This is a genomic window from Nocardia aobensis NBRC 100429, assembly GCF_000308375.1.
GTDB lineage: Bacteria > Actinomycetota > Actinomycetes > Mycobacteriales > Mycobacteriaceae > Nocardia > Nocardia aobensis.
The window spans coordinates 1-19,308 of record NZ_BAFQ01000102.1; the positions used below are offsets into that span (position 1 = coordinate 1).

Annotated in this window: 6 protein-coding genes; 1 reads left to right on the forward strand and 5 read right to left on the reverse strand. The window is 69.8% G+C overall.

From position 1 onward, the window contains the following. Positions 1-1,168 (reverse strand): prenyltransferase/squalene oxidase repeat-containing protein (locus tag RJ03_RS12810; RefSeq protein ID WP_218000956.1); only part of this gene is annotated, 1,168 nt, incomplete at its 3' end. Between the two features lie 1,426 nt (positions 1,169-2,594). Beyond that, the gene (locus RJ03_RS38365) at positions 2,595-2,921 is read right to left on the reverse strand and encodes a hypothetical protein (RefSeq protein ID WP_223273776.1); all 327 of its coding nucleotides are present in this window, start codon (positions 2,919-2,921) and stop codon (positions 2,595-2,597) included. A gap of 205 nt (positions 2,922-3,126) precedes the next feature. Between RJ03_RS38365 and RJ03_RS12820 the strand changes: the two genes are divergently transcribed. Next, on the forward strand, positions 3,127-3,462 hold the full coding sequence (locus RJ03_RS12820) for an RNA polymerase-binding protein RbpA (RefSeq protein WP_030517018.1): 336 nt from the start codon (positions 3,127-3,129) through the stop codon (positions 3,460-3,462). Between the two features lie 63 nt (positions 3,463-3,525). On the opposite strand, the gene RJ03_RS12825 is transcribed toward RJ03_RS12820, so the two are convergent. The 3 genes from RJ03_RS12825 to RJ03_RS12835 all read right to left on the reverse strand — a co-directional run bounded on the left by RJ03_RS12825 (position 3,526) and on the right by RJ03_RS12835 (position 19,063). Continuing rightward, positions 3,526-4,308 (reverse strand): ABC transporter permease, encoded by a 783-nt coding sequence (locus RJ03_RS12825; protein WP_036501646.1) that lies wholly within the window; start codon positions 4,306-4,308, stop codon positions 3,526-3,528. A 119-nt stretch (positions 4,309-4,427) separates the two neighbouring features. Continuing rightward, a complete protein-coding gene (locus RJ03_RS12830; RefSeq protein ID WP_036501587.1) occupies positions 4,428-5,417 on the reverse strand; it encodes a daunorubicin resistance protein DrrA family ABC transporter ATP-binding protein in 990 nt (329 codons plus the stop codon). Beyond that, the gene (locus tag RJ03_RS12835; RefSeq protein ID WP_083870788.1) at positions 5,414-19,063 is read right to left on the reverse strand and encodes a non-ribosomal peptide synthetase; all 13,650 of its coding nucleotides are present in this window, start codon (positions 19,061-19,063) and stop codon (positions 5,414-5,416) included. Before RJ03_RS12835 ends, RJ03_RS12830 begins: the two co-directional genes overlap by 4 nt. Positions 19,064-19,308 lie beyond the last annotated feature (245 nt).

The window sequence follows — 19,308 nt, forward strand, 5'->3', positions numbered from 1 at the left end:
CCACCGCGATGAGTACCGTGCCCCACACCACCAGCGCGCGGCTGCCGACCGTGCCGAATACGGTGTCGAAACCGACCGCCAACGCGAACACCGTCGCACCGGCGGACGCCGCCAGTACCAGCAACGCCTGTCCCGCAGTCGAATTCATCAGCAGGCGATGCCCGCCCAGGGTGGCGATCGCCTGCGGATCGGTGCGATGGGCGCCGTCGACCCGGCAGATCTCGTCGTACACCTTCGCCGGATTCACCCGCTCGTTGATCGCCGGGCGCACCTGCAGCAGTGCCTCCAGCGCCTGCGTGGTGGCATACGAGGTGACCGGCCCCTCGTCCGAGATGCGGAAACCGCCCCGGTAGATGGCCAGTGCGTCCATCTCCTGCATATCCAGCAGCGCGACGATCGCCGCCCGCACGGCCGGGTCGAAGATGGTGCGGCTGTCGGCCGCGATCACCGCCCCGACCGCCAGGTGCAGAGTGAGATGGCGCCAGGTGTCGACGAGATCGTCACGGCGGAAGATCTCGGTCTCGATATCCCACTCACCCCGGCGCAGTCCGGTCAGCAGTCGCTTGACCGCCAGCTCGCACGCGCGTTCGGCGCGTTTGTCACCGATCCGGACGATCTCCGGCCGGGCGAGCACGGCGGCGATGTGGGCCGCCGCGTACATCGGCAACGTCCGCGGCTCCTGATACGTCGACGACACCAGATAGGCTATGCCCCGCGAGATGGCTTGGTGGCGTTCACCGTCGAAGGCCCCGCCACCGATCAGCGCCTCGACCGCGGCAGCCGTCGCGGTGATCGACACCGGGCCCAGGAAGCCCGACATGCGCCAGCCGCCGGTTTCGGAATCCTGTTGGTCCAGCAGATTTCGCACGGCCCCGGCCAGATCGGGGTCGGTCTCCGCGATTCCGAGACAACGCAGGGCGCGGATCCGCCACGCGACGTCGATCGGGGTCCGGAAGTACCATTCGTCGCCGATCGGCCGTTGCACGACCGTTGCCCGCACCAGCATGGCAACTTTTGCGGCACGCGGGATTTCGCACCCGGCCCGATGCAGGATGCAGACCACCTCGGCGGTGTTCTGCGGATTCGGCGGAACATCGGGGATCCAGCCCCACCCCGCACCCCCGTCGAGATGCGGTAACTGACTGCCGCGCAGCCATTCCACTGCCATCCGGATACGCTCGTCGATGTTCGACACGGCCCTCCGCCCCCTTGATACGAAGCCCCGGAGATTTTCGATGGGGCTGATAACCGCCAAGTTACTCGGATGGTCCGACAAGCCGCGCCGCCGAACAATGCCCGAATTGCCTGGTAGCGAGCATATTTCGGTTTCGTCTCGAGGCGCGACGCCCCGGCCGCCGCGGCCTGCGCAGCGAAACACCAAGGCCGCGAGCGGAATTCACGCGGGATCGGCGTGGATGTCGGCAACCGCGGATGCGCCTGTTATCTACCGGCAGCCGTCCCGTGGCCGTACCGCTTCCGGTCCGACTCGGAATTGCAATCCACGACGCGCCGATAAGGTCGGCGACAGACCGCCGGAGGCAAAACCCGTGACAGAGCTCGCCTTCCGCCGCCACGTACCGGTACCGGAGTATGAGAGCCGAACAGTACGCCCGGGGGACGCGCGACGGGGATCGCCGCTCCTACCTTCGCGTCATGACCACGATCACCTCCCCCGCCCGCCGATGGCACCGGCCGCTGTTGTGCACCTCGGCGGCGATGGCGGCACTCGCTCTGTGCTGCCTGTGCGCCATGCCGTTCGACGATCGCCGCATCCTCGGTGAGTCGGTGTGGCTCAAACCCGGCAAGTTCGGGATCGCCTTCTGCCTGTACACGCTGACCCTGGCGTGGCTGCTGTCGGTGCCGCATCGCGGTGCGCGCGTGACCTGGTGGGCGGGAACCGTTTTCGCCGTCACCGGCGTCGTGGACGTGGGTTTCATCGTGGTGCAGGCCGCTCGCGGCACCTTCAGCCACTTCGACACCGAAACCGATGCGGTCAATTCGATCGGCCAGATGGTGTTCGCCTCCGGCGTGCCGGGCCTGTTCCTGGCGAATCTCGTCGTCGCGGTGATCCTGTGCCGCCAGCGCGTCCTCGACCGCCCCACCAGCCGGGCGGTGCACGCCGGGCTCGCCATCGCGGTCGCCGGGATGGCGCTCGGATATCTGATGGGCTTCACCGGCGAGCAGACCGTGCGGGACGCGCAGGGTCGTCCGGTGCGGCTGGCGGCCGGGCATACGGTGACCGATACCGCCCTCCCCGTGCGCGACGGCGTCGGCGACATGCCGATCACGCATTGGAGCACGATCGGCGGTGATCTGCGGATTCCGCATTTCGCGGGACTGCACGGCATCCAGGTCCTGCTCGCGGCAGTCGCGATCACGGCCTGGCTCGCACGCCGGCGGCCCTGGCTCGACGAACGGGTGCGCGCCCGGTTGATCGGTGTGCTGGGCCTCGGATACGCCGGGCTGGTGGCGCTGCTGTTGTGGCAGGCGCTGCGGGCGGTGCCGCTGATCCACCCCGATCGCGCCAGCGTGCTCGCATTTGTCGGGCTCGGCGTGGTGACCCTGGGCGCGGGCGCGGCCGTCGTGCGGCACGGTCAGCGCAGCCGTTCGGCGTCCTTGGCGAGTGCGACCAGGTTGGCGGTCAATTCGGCCAGCTCCGAGGGGTCGGCGCCCTCGGCGACGGCGGTGGCGACATCCTCGGCCGCGCATCGGGCGGCGAACCAGCGGTCGGCGAGGTCGGCGGCCTCCTGAGCGCTCAGGACCACCGAATCCTCCGGTATACCGGTCCCCTCCAGCCCCTTTCGATGTTCGTAGGCGCGCTGGCGGCAGGATTGCCGGCAATACCGGCGGCGACGGCCGATCTCGGTATCGGCGATTTCCCGGCCGCACCACAGGCACGACGACAGCACACGGCGCGACATGACCCGACACCTTAGCCGCCCGCCCGCCACCCGCGCCCGGGCCTCGCCGGAACCGGCGAATCACCGCTACCGGCCGGGCCGAAGGCGGCGAGGCCCGGCCGAGACCGTAAAATACTGCGGTTGACCGTCGCGGGAACCGATCGGGCCGCCGGCGCGTTGATAGTCCAGTAGAACGTTGCCGACAGGCCAGAGAGGACCGCACACCATGGCAGATCGCGTACTCCGAGGTAGCCGGCTCGGAGCGGTGAGCTACGAGACGGACCGCGACCACGACCTGGCACCACGTCGAGTGGCGCGGTACCGGACCGACAACGGTGAGGAGTTCGACGTCCCGTTCGCCGACGACGCCGAAATCCCGCCGACCTGGCTGTGCCGTAACGGTCAGGAGGGCATCCTGATCGAGGGCACCACCCAGGAACCCAAGAAGGTCAAGCCCCCGCGCACCCACTGGGACATGCTGCTGGAACGCCGCTCCAAGGAGGAGCTCGAGGAACTGCTGCAGGAGCGCCTCGAACTGCTCAAGACCCGGCGCGGCCGGTAATTCGAGCAACAGCGAAAGTCCCCCCGCACTGCACGTGCGGGGGGACTTTCGCTGTCGGGACAGTCAGTGGCTGGCGACCTTGCGGTACTGCAGCAACGCCAGCGGCACCGCGATGACCAGAATCGCCACCGAACACGCCACCGCGTATTCCACACAGTGATCGACCGGCCAGCCGTGCGGGGCGGCGAAGGTCGGCGGTGAGCTGTTGGCGAACAATTTCCGGCCCGATGCCGAGACCGCGGTGATCGGATTCCACTCCGCGATCGAGCGCAGCGGGCCCGGCAGGGTCTCGGCGGAGATGAAGGCCGAGGAGATGAACGTGACCGGGAACAGCCAGATCAGTCCGGCGCTCTGGGCGACCTCGACATTCGGCGCGATCAGCCCGGTCAGCGCACCCACCCACGACATCGCGAACGCGAACAGCAGGATGATCGCGAACCCCAGCGCCGCATCGGCCACCGAGCCGTTGATCCGCCAGCCGACCAGATAGCCGCAGGCCACCATGACGGCCAGCGCCACCACGTTGACCATCGTGTCGGACAGGGTGCGGCCCATCAGCACCGCCATCCGCGACATCGGGAGCGTGCGCATCCGGTCGATGATGCCCTTCTGCAGGTCGTTGGCCAGGCCCACGGTGGTGAACGCGGCGTTGAAGGCGACCGTCTGGGTGAAGATGCCGGCCAGCAGGAATTCGCGGTACTGGCCGCCGCCCAGCGACGCCCCGAAGATGTAGGCGAACAGGAACACGAACATCAACGGCTGGACCGTCGCGGTGACCAGCAGCGTCGGCACCCGCAGGATGGTGAGCAGATTGCGGTAGGCGATGATCGCGCTGTCGCGGAAGATCCGGACCGGCGCCGCGATGGTATGGACGTCCTTGTCGATGTCGGGCCGCGTCACCGCCGCGTCTGTCTGCGTGGGCTCTGCCGCCGGCTCCGATTCGGCGACCGCCGCTTCGACGGTACTCACGACATGATCTCCTCTGCTACGTCTTCGGTTTCGGATTCTTCGATCGGCTCCGCGGGCGTACCGGTCAGCGACAGGAACACATCGTCGAGACTCGGCCGGGTCACCTCCGCGTCCACCACGCACACCCCCGCGTCGTCGAGCCGGCGCAACGCCTCGACCATGGTGCGGGTGCCGTCGCCGACCACGATCGAGACGTGATCGGCGCCCGGTTCGTGGATCGGCTCGCCGAGACCGACCTCGCTCAGCACGGACTTGGCCGGGCCCGGGTCCTGCCCCTCGGCGAGGGTGACGGTGAGGCGGTCGCCGCCGATCGAGGTCTTCAGTTCGTCGGCCGAGCCGCGCGCGATCACCTTGCCCTTGTCGATCACGGTGATCCGGTCGGCCAGCTGATCGGCCTCCTCCAGATACTGGGTGGTCAGCAGCACGGTGGTGCCGTCGTCGACCAGATCGCCGATCACCTTCCACATGTCGAGCCGCCCGCGCGGGTCCAGGCCGGTGGTCGGCTCGTCGAGCACCACCACCGTGGGCCGCGCCACCAGCGCACCCGCCAGGTCCAGGCGGCGGGCCATACCGCCGGAGTAGGTGCCCGCACGGCGCCCGGCCGCATGTTCCAGTCCCAGCGCCGAGAGCAGTTCGGTCGCTCGCTCGGCGGACTTCTTGTGGTCCATCCCGTACAGCCGGGCCACCATCCGCAGGTTCTCGAAGCCGGACAGGTTCTCGTCGACCGCGGCGTACTGCCCCGACAGCCCGATCCGGGTGCGCACCCGCGCCGGATGATGCACCACGTCGACCCCGGCGACCCGGACATTGCCGGAGGTCGGTTTCAACAGGGTGGTGACGATCCGGACCGTCGTCGTCTTCCCGGCGCCGTTGGGACCCAGCAGACCCATCACAGTGCCCGAGGGGATCTCCAGATCGATACCGTCGAGCACCCGGGCCTTGCCGTAGGTCTTGACCAGATCGGTGACTTCCACTGCCAAACTCACAGCGTCTCCTCCGTGTCGCCGCCGGCGGCGGCCTCGAGTTGTTGCCGCAGCACCGGGCCGATGACGGCCAGCGCTTCCGGCGTCGTCATGCCGGAATGCCGGCAGCGCAGTTTGCGGTCCTCGATCACACCCGTCACGAACGGTTCCCACGCCGCGGCGCAGCGCTGCGGGTCGGCGAGGTTGATCTCGTCGTCGGCGGCGGTGAAGAACAGCAGATCACCGTCGAAGACCCGCGGCCGGAATCCGTTCGCCTGCACCGTGCCGTTGGCGTATCCGGTGTAGAGCCGCTGCAGATGGTCCATGGTCAGCGCCGCGAACGGGCCGGGCCGGTTGCGCAGCAGCTCGGCCGCCTCGTCCAGGGTCAGGCCCGGATCCACACCGTGGTCGCCACCGAGCAGATCGCTGCCGAACTCGCCGATGATGTCGGCCACGCCCGGCATCGCCTGGTCGAGCCAGCGATCGCCGAGCTGGTAGCTGTCCATCATCGCCAGCAGCGCCACCTGCTGGCCCGCCTCCTGCAGCTGGACCGCGATCTCGTGCGCGATCAGACCACCCAGCGACCAGCCCAGCAGATGGTACGGCCCCTCCGGCTGCACCGAACGCATATGCGCGACATAGTCTTTCGCGGCCGCCCGGATGGAGTCGTGCTCCTGCTCACCGGCGATGTGCGGGGCCTGCAACCCGTAGACCGGGCGGTCGCCGGGCAGATGCGCCAGCAGGCCCGCGTAGCACCACGACAGGCCGATCGCCGGATGCACGCAGAACAGCGGCTCCAGCGTGGACTCGCCGGCGGGCCGGATCGGCAGCAGCGGCTGCATCGCGACCGCCAGCACATCCTCGCCGGAGGCCGCCAGCTGCCGTGCGATGCCGGCCGGGGTGGATTCGGCGAACATCAGCTGCACCGGCATCTCGATCCCGGCCGAACGCATGTGCGCCACCACCTTCGTCGCGAGCAGCGAGTTGCCGCCCAGATCGAAGAACCCGTCGTCGGCACCGACCTTCTCGACCCCCAGCACCTCGGCGAAGGCGGCGCAGACTGCCGTCTCCAGCGGGCCCGACGGCGCGCGGTAGCCGTGCTCGGCGGCGAAGACCGGTTCGGGCAGCGCCTTGCGATCCAGCTTGCCGACCGGGCTCAGCGGCACCGACTCCAGCAGCATGATCGATTGCGGCACCATATAACTCGGCACCAGACCGGCCACGTGGGTGCGCAACTGCGCCGCCGTCGGAGTCGTGCCGGTGCGCGGCTTCACATACGACACCAGCGCGGTGGCGCCCGCGGCGGTCCGGTGACCGATCGTGGTGGCCCATTCGACCTGCTCGTGGCGGTGCAGCGCGGCGTCGATCTCGCCCAGTTCGATCCGGAAACCGCGGATCTTGACCTGATGGTCGGTGCGGCCCACGTACTCGACCTCGGCGCGGCCACCGCGCTGTACCCAGCGCACCAGATCGCCGGTGCGGTACATGCGTTCGCCGGGCTTGCCGAACGGATTGGCCACGAACCGCTGGGCACTGAGCCCGGTGCGATTGTGGTAACCACGCGCCAGCGCCGGACCCGACAGATACAGCTCACCGACCACGCCGGCCGGGGTCGGATGCAGCCGCGAATCCAGCACCACCGCGTGCACGCCGCGGATCGGTTCGCCGATGGTGATCGGCGCACCCGGCGCGATCGGCGGGGCCATCAGGGTCACGATGGTCGTCTCGGTCGGTCCGTACACGTTGTGCAGGTTGCGACCGGGCGCCCACCGCGCCACCAGCTCCGGCGGCAGCGCCTCGCCGCCGACGAGCACGTGCCGGAACGAGTCGAGCCCGGCCGGATCCACCGTGCCGAGCGCGGCGGTGGTGATGAACGCGTGGGTGATGTCCTCCTCGGCCAGCAACCGCGCCAGATCCGGACCGCCGTACACCCCGGTCGGGGCGATGACCAGCGTCGCCGCCCCGCCCAGGGCGAACAGCAGATCGAGCATGGCCGCGTCGAAACTCGGGGTGGCGAAGTGCAGCACCCGGCTGTCCGGTCGCACATCGAACCGTTCGGCGGTTTCGGCGGCGAAGTTCGACAGACCGCCGTGGGTGACCACCACCCCCTTCGGGGTGCCGGTCGAACCGGAGGTGTAGATGACGTAGGCCGGGTTCTCGATGCGCAGCCGGCCCCGCCGCTCCTGCGGCGCGATCGGCGCATCGGAGGCGCGCAGCACGCGCTCCTGCAGGGCCGGTGCGTCCAGGACGGCCCATTCGGCGCCCGCGGGCATCCGATCGCGGTGGGCGTCGAGCGTAATGCCCAGGGTGGCACCGGAATCGGTGAGCATGTGGGCGATGCGGTGTTCGGGGTAGTTCGGGTCGACCGGCACGAACGCCGCACCCGTCTTGGCCACCGCCAGCGTCACCGCCACCGATTCCATCGATCGCGGAATGCCCAGGGCCACCAGCATTTCCGGTCCGACACCGAGCGAGATCAGCACCCGGGCCAGCCGGTTGGTCCACCGGTCCAGCGCACCGTAGCTGATCTCGGCGTCCTCGGTGCGCAGGGCGATCGCCCGCGGATCGACGGCCACCGCGGCGGCGAAGACCTCGGGCAGTGTCCTCGGCCGGCCGGCGAGCGCACCCCGCACCGGCGCCAGCGTCGACCATTCGATGGGGTCGAGCAGTTCCAGATCACCCACCGGCAGTTCGGGATTCGCGGCCGCGGCCCCCAGCAAGCGGGCGAAACGCGCGCCCAGGCGGGCGGCACTGGTGTCGTCGAACAGGTCGCGGGCGAAATTCACCGAGACCGTGATCCCGGCCGGTTCCCGCTGCTCGGTCCACGATTCGGTGAGGGTGAACTGCAGATCGAATTTCGCGATCCCCGGATCGGCGTCGCACGCCTCGATCGTCAGCTCCGGCAGTTCCAGGCTGCGCACCGGCTGATTCCGCACCGAGAGCATGACCTGGAACATCGGGTGATGCGCCTGCGAGCGCGCCGGATTGAGCACCTCGACCAGCCGCTCGAACGGCACGTCCGCATGCGCGAAGGCCTCGAGGTCGGTGTCGCGGACGGCGCGCAGCAGATCGGCGAAGGTCTGCGCGCCGCTCACCGGCGTGCGCAGGACCAGGGTGCCGACGAACATGCCGACCATCGGGTCGAGGGCCTGCTGCCCGCGTCCGGCGATCGGCGTGCCGACGGTGATGTCGTGCTCTGTGCTGATCCGGTGCAGCAGCGAGGCCAGCGCGGCGTGCAGGACCATGAACATGGTGACGCCGTGGCGGGCGGCGACGACCTGCAGTTCGCGGTGGGTGTCGGCGTCGAGCACACAATCCACCGTGCCGCCGCGGTAGCTCGGCGTCGCCGGACGACGCCGGTCGGTGGGCAGCGGCAGCAGTTCGGGAATGCCGTCCAGCGCCTCGCGCCAGTAGTCGAGCTGACGGCTCATCGGCGATTGCGGATCGTCCTCCGCGCCCAGCGTGTCCTGCAGCCACAGCGTGTAATCGGCGTACTGGACGGGAAGTTCGGTCCATTGCGGCACCGACCCGGCCGCATACGACCGGTACGCCTCCGCGATATCGGCGGCCAGCGGTTCCAGCGACCAGCCGTCCATGGCGATGTGATGGACGACCAGCACCAGAACGTGATCGTCGGCGGCGATCCGCAGCAGCTGCGCGCGCAGCGGTGCGGTCGACGCGAGATCGAATCCGGCGGCCGCGAAAGTCCGTACGGTGCCGGTGATTTCACCCTCGTCGACATCGACGACCGGCAGCGCCACCGCGGCCTCGCCGGGTGCCAGCACCCGCTGGTACGGCTCGCCCTCGACTTCCGGGAAGACCGTGCGCAGTGTTTCGTGCCGCCGCTGCACCGCGTGCAGCGCCGCGCGCAGCGCCGCCACGTCCAGCGCGCCACGCATCCGCAGGGCGACCGGCACGTTGTAGACGCCGGACAGGTCCTCGGCCGAGGAGGCGTTGAACCGGTTGAGGAACCACAACCGCCGCTGCGCCGCGGACAGCGGCACCCGGGCCGGGCGCTCGCGCCGGGTCAGGGCGGGGCCGTGGTCGCCGTCGCCCGTGCCGCCGTCGAGCAGGGCGGCGAGCTCGGCCACGGTCGGGGCGCCGAAGACCGAACGCACCTGCACTCGCACCCCGGTGGCGTCGCTCAGCCGGGCCACCAATTGCGTTGCCAGCAGCGAGTTTCCGCCGATCTCGAAGAAATTGTCGTCCGCGCCGACGGATTCGGCGCCGATCAGATCGGCCATCACCTGCGCGACCAGGCGTTCGGTGTCGGTGCCCGGTTCCCGCGCCGCGGTGGTGATCTGCTGCGGTTCCGGCAGCGCGTCGCGGTCGAGTTTGCCGGTCGGTGTCAGCGGAATCCGGTCCAGCACGGTCACGCTGCCGGGCACCATATGCGCCGGCAGATGCGCGGCCACATGGGTCCGCAGCGCCTCGACGTCGATGGCGGCGCCGGGCTCGGCGGGCTGGACGTAGGACACGATCCGCGGGGTACCGGCGATCTCGCGCACCTCGGTGTGGGCGAAGCGCAACGCCGGGTGCGCGGCCAGCACCTCGGTGATCTCGCCGAGCTCGATACGGAAACCGCGCAGTTTCACCTGGTGGTCGCTGCGGCTGAGATAAACGATCTCGCCGTCGGCGCGCCAGCGCACCACATCGCCGGTGCGATACATCCGCGCGCCGGCGGGCCCGTACGGGTCGGCGACGAATCGCCCCGCGCTCAGACCGGGCCGGTCGAAGTAGCCGCGCGCGACGGACTGGCCGCCGAGATACAACTCGCCGGGCACGCCGACCGGGACAGGCCGCAGCCGCTCGTCGAGCACCACGGCATGCACACCGCGCACCAGCGAGCCGATGGTCACCTGGTCACCGACCGCGATCGGTCCGGCGATCGTGACCACGATGGTCGTCTCGGTCGGGCCGTACCCGTTGAACAGCAACCGGCCCGGCGCCCACCGCCCGATCAGATCGGTGCCGAGCGCCTCGCCGCCGACCATGATCGCGCGCAGGTGTGGCAGCGGCCAGCGCCGATGGTCGATGGTGGCCAGGGCGGCCGGGGTCATGAAGGTGTGGCTGATGCATTCGCGATCCATCAGCGCGGCCAGTTCGTCGCCGCCGTAGATATCGGGCGGGCAGATCACCATGGTGGCGCCCGCGCCGATCGCCAGCAGCAGATCCAGCACGGCCGCATCGAAACTCGGGCTCGCGAAGTGCAGGGTGCGGGCGTCGCGGTCGACGCGCATCCGGTCGCGGATCTCGTCGGCGAAATTGGACAGCCCGGCGTGCGTGACGGCCACGCCCTTGGGCTTTCCGGTCGAACCGGAGGTGTAGATCAGGTAGGCCAGGTCGGTCGTCCACACCGTGCGCCGCCGTTCGGCGTCGGTGATCGTGCGCTCGTCCTGCGCGTCCAGCTCGGAGCGCAGCGCCGCGTCATCGAGCAGCAGCCACTCGGTGCCCGGCGCCGCGCCGTTGCCCTCGGTGGCGCGGCGCAGCCGGTCCCTGTGGGCGGTCACGGAAATGCCCAGCGCACAACCGGAGTCGGTGAGCATATGCCGGACGCGGTCGGCCGGATAGTTCGGATCGACGGGCACGAACGCCGCACCGGCTTTGGTGACGGCCAGGGCGGCGGCCACCGATTCGATCGACCGGGTCAGCCCGACGGCCACCCGGTCGCCGCTGCCGACGCCGCGGGCGATCAGGGCGCGTGCGATCCGATTCGAGCAGCGTTCCAGCTCGGCGTAGCTGAGCTCGTCGTCGCCACTGCGGATCGCGGTGCGGTGCGGATGCAGGTGAGCGGTGGCGGTGAAGTAATTCGCCAGGCTGCACTGCGGGGTGGCGGCCGGGCCGCGGCGCGGGGTGAAGTGCGTGCGTTCGATTTCGGTGCGCGCATCGATGTCGCGCACCCGGACGTGGGCGTCAGCGCTCACCGACTCCAGCACCAGCAGCAGGCGCTCGGCCAGCGTGCACACCGTGTCCTCGTCGAAAAGCTCTGCGGCGTAGATCATTTCGAGGTCACCGGCATCGACGGGCGCCCGCAGTTCGAGATCGAACTTGGCCACCGCGATGTCGAGCTCCTCGGCCCGCAACCGCAGCCCCGGCAGTTCGAGGGCCGGCGGTGTGGTGTCCTGCACGGTGAGCGCGACCTGCAGCAACGGCCGGAGTCCGCCGTTGTCGCGGCCGAGTTCCTCGACGATGCGCTCGAACGGCAGCTCCGCATGTGACATGGCGGAGAGTTCACCGTCGCGGTCGGCGCGCAGCTGATCGGCGAAGGACTGGTCGGGATCGACGTCCGAGCGCAGCATCAGGGTGTTGACGAACATACCGACGAGATCGTCGAGGCGGGTGTCGGCGCGCCCGGCCACCGGCGTGCCGATGACGATGTCGCGGCCGCCGGTGACGATGCGCAGCACCACCGCCAGCGCCGAGCGCAGCACCATGAACATGCTCACACCCTGCGCGCGGGCCAGCTCGTCGAGCCGCTCGCGCAGGTCCTCCGGCATCCGGATCCGGACGGTGCCCGCACGGTTGGTCGGCTCGACCGGACGCGGCCGGTCGTAGGGCAGCGGCAGTTCCTCCGGCAGGCCGGCGAGGGTGTCGCGCCAGAACCCCAGCTGCACCGCCGCGGCGCTGGCCGGATCGGATTCGTCACCGAGGCATTCGCGTTGCCACAGACTGAAATCGGCGTACTGCACCGGCAGCGGCGCCCACGCCGGGGCCGCGCCGTCGCGGCGCGCGGTGTAGGCGACCATCAGATCGGTGGTGAGCGGTCCCAGCGACCAGCCGTCCGCGGCGATGTGGTGCACCACGACGCCCAGCTGGTAGGTGCGGATTCCGGTGCGCAGCACCGTCATTCGCAACGGGATCTCCCGGGTGAGGTCGAATCCGCGCCGGGCCAGGTCGCGCAGCGCCGGCTGAGCGCCACGTTCGTCGGTCACCACGGGTTCCAGCACCGGCAGGCACCGGTCGGAGTCGAGAACCAGCTGATACGGACCGGCCTGATCCTCGGGGAAGATCGTGCGCAGCACCTCGTGCCGATCGACCAGATCGGCCAATGCGGCACGCAGCGCGGGCAGATCCGGGTCACCGTCGATGCGCAACGCGAAAGCGATGTTGTAGGCGCTGGATTCGGGTGCGTAGCGGTTCAGGAACCACATGCGCTGCTGCGGCAGCGACAGCGGAATCCGGGCGGGGCGCGGATCGTACTGTGTCAGCGCCACCCGGTTCGTGCGCGGTGCGTGTTCCAGATGCGCCGCGACCCCCGCCACGGTGGGCGTTTCGAAGACGGCCCGGACCGGCAGTTCGACACCGAATTCGGCGTGCAGCGCGGCGGTGAGCCGCGTCGCGAGCAGCGAGTTGCCGCCGGCGTCGAAGAAGCTGTCCTCGGCGCCCGGTACGGCATGGCCGAGCACCGTCGCGAAGATCTGCGCGACCCGCTTCTCGAGCTCCGATTCCGGTGCGCGGGTCGGCCCGGCGGAGGTGAAGACCGGCGCGGGCAGCGCCTTGCGGTCGACCTTGCCGGCCGGAGTCACCGGTACCCGGTCCAGCACCGTGATCGCGGCGGGCACCATATAGGCCGGCAGGTGGCGGCGCGCGGTCTCGCGCACCTCGGCCGGGTCGATGTCGGCGCCGGCGTCGGCGGCCAGGTACGAGGCCAGCCGCGCGGCCCCGTGCTCCCCGGTGTGCACGACGGTCATCGCGAACCGCACACCTGGATGCGCGCGCAGCACATGGTCGATTTCGCGCAGTTCGATGCGGAAACCGCGAATCTTCACCTGATCGTCGGCGCGGCCGAGGAAGTGCAGCACGCCGTGCCCGTCGGTCATCACGAGATCGCCGGTGCGGTACATGCGCTCGCCGCGGCGCCCGTGCGGATTCGCCGGGAACCGGGTCGAGGTCAGGCCGTGGCGGCCGAGGTAGCCGCGGGCCAGTCCGGGTCCGGAGATGTACAACTCCCCCGCGACGCCGGGCGGCACCGGATGCAGCCGGTGGTCCAGGATGAACAGCCGCATGCCGCGCACCGGCTTGCCGATCGGGACGGGGCGGCCCGCGACCATCGGGTCGCTGGCGGTGGCGGCGACGGTCGCCTCGGACGGCCCGTACATGTTGTGCATGCGACGTCCGGCGGTCCAGGTGCGGACCAGATCCTCGGGGCACGCGTCACCGCCGACGATGACGGCCTCGAGATCGTCGAGGCCGTCCGGCGATACGGTCGCCAGCGCGGCCGGGGTGATGAACGCGTGGGTGATCCGCTCGTCGCGCAGCAGCCGCGCGAGTTCGGCGCCGCCGTACAGTCCGGCCGGCGCGACCACGATGGTGGCACCCGCGGCGAAGCCCAGCAGCAATTCGAGCACCGAGGCGTCGAACGAGGGCGAGGAGAAGTGCAGCGTGCGCGCCATATCGTTGACTTTGAACAGATGCATCTGCTCGTGCGCCAGCGAGGCGATACCGCCGTGGGTGACCACCACCGCCTTGGGTTTGCCCGTCGAACCGGAGGTGTAGATCAGATACGCCGGATGCGAAATGCGCAGCGGCAGAAGACGATCCCGGTCGGTGACCGGCGCGGACGAGACCCGCGCCAGGGCATGGGTGAGGACGGGGGAATCCAGCAGCAGCCAGTCGGCGCCCTGTTTGCGGTGCCGGCCGCGGTGCATCGGCCGTTCCGGCAGGTCGGCGTGACTGCGGGCGTCGGTCAGACCGAGCATCGCACCGGAATCGCTGAGCATGTGCTCGATGCGTTCGGCGGGATAGCCGGGGTCGACCGGCACATACGCCGCGCCGGTCTTGGCGACCGCCCAGATCGCGGTGATCGAGGCCAGGCTGCGCGGCAGCGCGATCGCGACCACCACCTCCGGTCCGGCGCCGTGTTCGATCAGCACCCGGGCCAGCCGGTTGGAGGCCTCGTCGATCTCCCGGTAGGTGGTGTCGCGGCCCAGGTATCGGACCGCGACCAGATCCGGGACCCGCTCCGCGGTCTCGTGCAGCAGCCGCGCCAGGCTCAGCGGCGGCACGCCCGGCGCACCGGCGATCGGCACCAGATTGCCGATTTCGCGGGCGTCGAGTATCGGCAGATCACCGACCGCGGTCTCCGGCGCGACGACCGCGGCGTCGAGCAGCCGGACGAAACGCCGGGCCACCGCCTGCACCGTGGCATGGTCGAAAACATCGGCGGCGTAACCGAATTCGGCGCACAGCGGGCCGTCCTCGGCATCGGCGGCATCGCTGTCGTGGACGATGAGTTGCAGATCGAATTTCGCGACGCCGACATCCATCGGCAGCACCCGGGCACTGAGACCGGGCAGGTCGACCCGCAGTTCGGGCGAGTTCTCGTAGGACAACATCACCTGGAACAGCGGGTGGCGGCCGGCGTCACGGGACGGGTTGACGACCTCGACCAGCCGCTCGAACGGCACATCGGCATTGGCGAAGGCATCGAGATCGGTTTCGCGGACGCGATCGAGCATGCGGTCGAACCCGGTGGCGGGGTCGACCTCGGTGCGCAGCACCAGGGTGTTGACGAACATGCCGACCAGATCGTCGAGCGCCGGATCGGAGCGCCCGGCGATCGGGGTGCCGATGGCGATATCGGTGGTGTTGCACAGACGCGAGAGCAGGCTCGCCAGGGCGGCGTGCATGATCATGAACGTGCTGACGCCGCGTTCGGCGGCCACCTCGGCCACCGCGCGCCGGGTTTCGGCCGGAATCGTGAATTCGACTCGGCCACCGGCGGTGTCGCGCTGACGCGGGCGCGGGCGATCCAGCGGCAGGTCCAGCTGATCGGGCAGTTCGGCCAGGGCTGTGCGCCAGTAGGCCAGCTGCCGCGCCAGCGCGCTGGTGGGATCGGTCTCGTCGCCCAGCAGTTCACGCTGCCAAAGCGCGAAGTCGGCGTACTGCACCGGCAGCGGCGCCCAGTGCGGGGCCTGTCCGGTGGTGCGCGCGGCGACCGCACCCATCAGATCGCGAGCCAGCGGCGCCACCGACCAGCCGTCACCGCAGATGTGGTGCAGGACGACGAGGAAGACGTGTTCGTCGGGCCCGGTGGCGTACAGCGCCACCCGGATCGGCGCCTGGCTGCGCAGATCGAAGCCGTATCCGGCGTATTCGGTGGCCAGCGCCAGCGCGTCGGCACCGGTGGCGTCGATCGGCTCGAGGTTCAGCGGGATGTCGTCGGCCGGGTGGATCACCTGGACCGGGCCGGTCGGCGAATCGGGAAAGGTGGTGCGCAGGCTCTCGTGCCGTTCGAGCACGTCGAGCAGTGCGGCGCGCAGCACCTCGACCTCGAGCGGTCCGGTCAGCTCGACGGCCAGCGGCATGTTGTAGGCGCCGGCGTGTTCGGCGAAACGGTTGAGAATCCACAGCCGCTGCTGCGCGAGCGAGAGCGGAATGTGTTGCGGCCGTGGGCCTGCCACCAGTTTCGGGGAGGACCGGTCGACGCCGTGCGCGCCGATCCGCTCGGCGAGCTGGGCGACCGTCGGCGATTCGAACAGATCCCGGATGGTCAGCCCGGAGCCGAAGGCGGCGTTGATCCGCGCCACGGCCCGTGCGGCGGACAGGGAATTGCCGCCGAGGTCGAAGAAGCTGTCCTCGACACCCAGACTCTCGCAGCCGAGGACCTCGGTGACCAGGGCGGCCAGCTGACGTTCGGTGGCCGTGCGGGGCTCGACGATGCTGTCGCCGCCGCGGCGCGCGGGCGCCTCCGGTGCCGGCAGGGCCTTGCGGTCGATTTTTCCGTTGGCGCTCAACGGCAGTTCGTCGAGCACGACGACCACGGTGGGCACCATGTACCCGGGCAGCACACCGCGCAGCTCGGCGATCAGCGCGACGCTGTCGACGTTGCGCCCCGGCGCGGCGACCACATAGCCGACCAGCTCGTCACCGGCCGGGGTGGTGTGGGCGACGCAGACCGCGCGGGCGATCCGCTCGTCGGCCAGCAGCGCCGCCTCGACCTCACCGAGTTCGATGCGCTGGCCGCGGATCTTGACCTGAAAGTCACTGCGTCCCAAGTATTCCAGGACCGCGGGCAGCTGGTCGGCGCCGGTCGCCGGCGGAATCGGATCCATCCGCCAGCGCACCAGATCGCCCGTGCGATACATGCGCTCGCCGGGCGTGAACGGATTGGCGACGAAGCGGTCGGCGGTCAGGCCGGGGCGGCCCAGGTAGCCGCGGGCCAGCTGCACGCCGGCCAGATACAGTTCGCCGATCACACCGGGCGCGACCGGCCGTAGGGTCTCGTCGAGGACGTAGACCTGGGTGTTCCAGACCGGCGCGCCGATCGGGACGACGTCGTTCTCCGGCGCGCACGCCCAGTAGGTGACGTCGACGGCCGCCTCGGTGGGGCCGTACAGGTTGTGCAGCTGCGCCCCACCGTCCGATGCCGGGGATCCGGCCCGCCGCGCGCCGGGAACGGCGGCGTGGAAATCGCGCACGGTCGCCGCGGGCAGCGCCTCACCGCTGCAGAACACCCGGCGCAGGCCGTCGCAGTCGCGCACATCGGTGTCGGTGACGAACACCGACAGCATCGACGGCACGAAATGGGCTGTGGTCACACCCTTTTCGGCGATGACGCGCGCGAGATAGGCCGGATCGCGGTGGCCGTCCGGTGCGGCGATCACCAGCCGCGCGCCGATCTGCAACGGCCAGAAGAACTCCCACACCGACACGTCGAAGGTCGCGGGGGTCTTCTGCAGGACGGTGTCGCTGTCGTCGAGCGGATAGCGGTGCTGCATCCACGCCAGGCGGTTCACAATGGCGGCGTGGGTGATGCCGACGCCCTTGGGCTTACCGGTCGAGCCGGAGGTGAAGATCACGTATGCCAGGTGGTCGCGGCGCAGCGGTGCGCGCCGGTCGGCGTCGGTGATCGGTGGTTCGGCGCCGGAATCGGCCGGGTCGAGCTGTTGTACGTCGATCACCGCGACGTCGACGGGGAGGTCGACCTCGTCCCGGGCCGCGGTCAGCACGCACAGCGGCGCGGCCTGTTCGAGGATGTGCGCGGTGCGCTCGGCCGGATGATCGGGGTCGATCGGCAGATAGGCCGCCCCCGCGCGCACGATCGCGTACATGCCGACCACCAGGTCGAGACTGCGCCGCATGGCCAGGCCCACGACCGTGTCGGGTCCGGCGCCGCGGGCGATCAGCATGCGCGCCAGCCGGTCCGCGCGCCGGCGTAGCTGTTCGTAAGTCAGTGTGTCGCCGTCGTATTCGAGTGCGATCGCGTTCGGCGTGGCCCGCGCCTGGGCACCGAAACGATCGGCGAGCGTGCCCGGCTGCTCCGGCACCGCGGTCGCATTCCACTGCCGCAGCACCTCGTCGCGTTCGGCCTCGGTGATCACCGGTACCGCCGCGATCGGCTCGGCCGGATCGGCGGTGAGGAAGCGGTTCAGGTAGGCGAGGAACCGCTCGTGGTGGCGGGTCAGCTCGGCCGCGCCGTAGAGCTGCGGATTGGCCTCGAAATCGACGTGGATGCGCCCGCCCTCGCCGTTGTAGAGGTTGATCGACAGATCCTCGACCGGGCCGGTGGACAGCACGTTGAGCGAGCCGACGAAGCTGCCGAAGTTCAGTTCGCTGTGGAACAGCATGATGTTGACCATCGGCCCGAAGAAGCCGCGGGCATCGCGCGAATAGCCGCAGTCACGTCTGATGTCGTCGTGGCGGTAGCGCTGGTGCCGCAGGGCGCCGGTGATCTGCAGTTCGGTCGCCTTGACGACATCGGCGACCGTGGTGCCGGCGTCGAATCGCACCCGGATCGGCACCACGTTGGACACGACGCCCGCGGAACGGCGCAGCGCGACCGTGGTCCGCGCGGACATCGGCAGGCTCAGCACCACATCGGATGTGCCGGTCACCGCGCGCACGTACCCCGCCAGCGCCGCGACCACCAGCGCCGAATTCTGCGAGTCGAATGTGGTGGCGGCAGTGGTGAGTTCGGTCTCGGTGTCGGCGTCGAGCACGGCCGCCGCGATGCGCCGGCCCGGATCGGGCATGGACGAGGCGATCCCCGACGACGACAGTGTCAGCGGCTCGCCCACCCCCACGAGCTGCTCACGCCAGTACTCCTGATCGGCGCGAAAGCGGCTCGACTCCCGATACCGCGACTCCCCCGCGTAGATCTCCGCCAGCGGGGTGGCCCGCGAGACCGAGGGCTCGGTGTGGTTCTCCAGCGCGGTGTAGATCTCGGCGGTGCGGGTGAGCGCGTTCATGGCGCCGTAGCCGTCGATGACGATGTGGTGGGCGCGGCAATACCAGATGTAGTCCTGGTCACCGACGCGCAGGACGACGTTGATGGTCAGCGGCTCGTGTTCGATATCGATCGGGCTGCTGGCGTGCTCGTTCATCCACCGCAGCGCCGCCGCGCGGGGATCGGGCTCCTTGCGCAGATCGATCCGAGCCCAGCCGGGCCGATGCGCCGAATCCACCACCTGCTGCGGCACACCGTCGATCTCCACGACGCGCAACTGCCCCACCTGGGTTTCCGCGCCGAACCGCTCGATCGAGTAGAGCAGCCGGCCCACGTCGAGATCACCGTGAATTTCCACATACTGAGCGATGGTCAGTGGCACATCGGGTCGAATCCGCTGCGCGTACCACAGGGCGGTTTGCGCCGGTGACAGAGCGAAGGGTTGTGCTGAGAATTCGCCGGAAGCACATTGGTCGACACGATCGGTGGCCAATGAACTCATTCATCACTCCGTTCTGCCGCTGTATACGCAACTCCCCGGTCCCCATCCGCGGGCGGAAAAGCGCGCGCCAGCGGGAGGACGTGATCCACGCCCTATGATTCGGAGCCCCGTTGCGGCCGGACTGGTAACGATGTCGTGATCTTCGGCCTCGAACGCCACAGGCAGATGAAGCAATTGGATAGCTATTTCACCGCAAACCGCAGCCGTTCAGTGCTGATCGCCCGTCGAGGACAAGATCGGCAGCA

What these genes read in the sequence shown, in the direction of transcription:
- RJ03_RS38365 (WP_223273776.1), bottom strand. Translation starts at nt 2,921, where the DNA reads ATGTCGCGCCGTGTGCTGTCGTCGTGCCTGTGGTGCGGCCGGGAAATC.
- RJ03_RS12820 (WP_030517018.1), top strand. Translation starts at nt 3,127, where the DNA reads ATGGCAGATCGCGTACTCCGAGGTAGCCGGCTCGGAGCGGTGAGCTAC.
- RJ03_RS12835 (WP_083870788.1), bottom strand. Translation starts at nt 19,063, where the DNA reads ATGAGTTCATTGGCCACCGATCGTGTCGACCAATGTGCTTCCGGCGAA.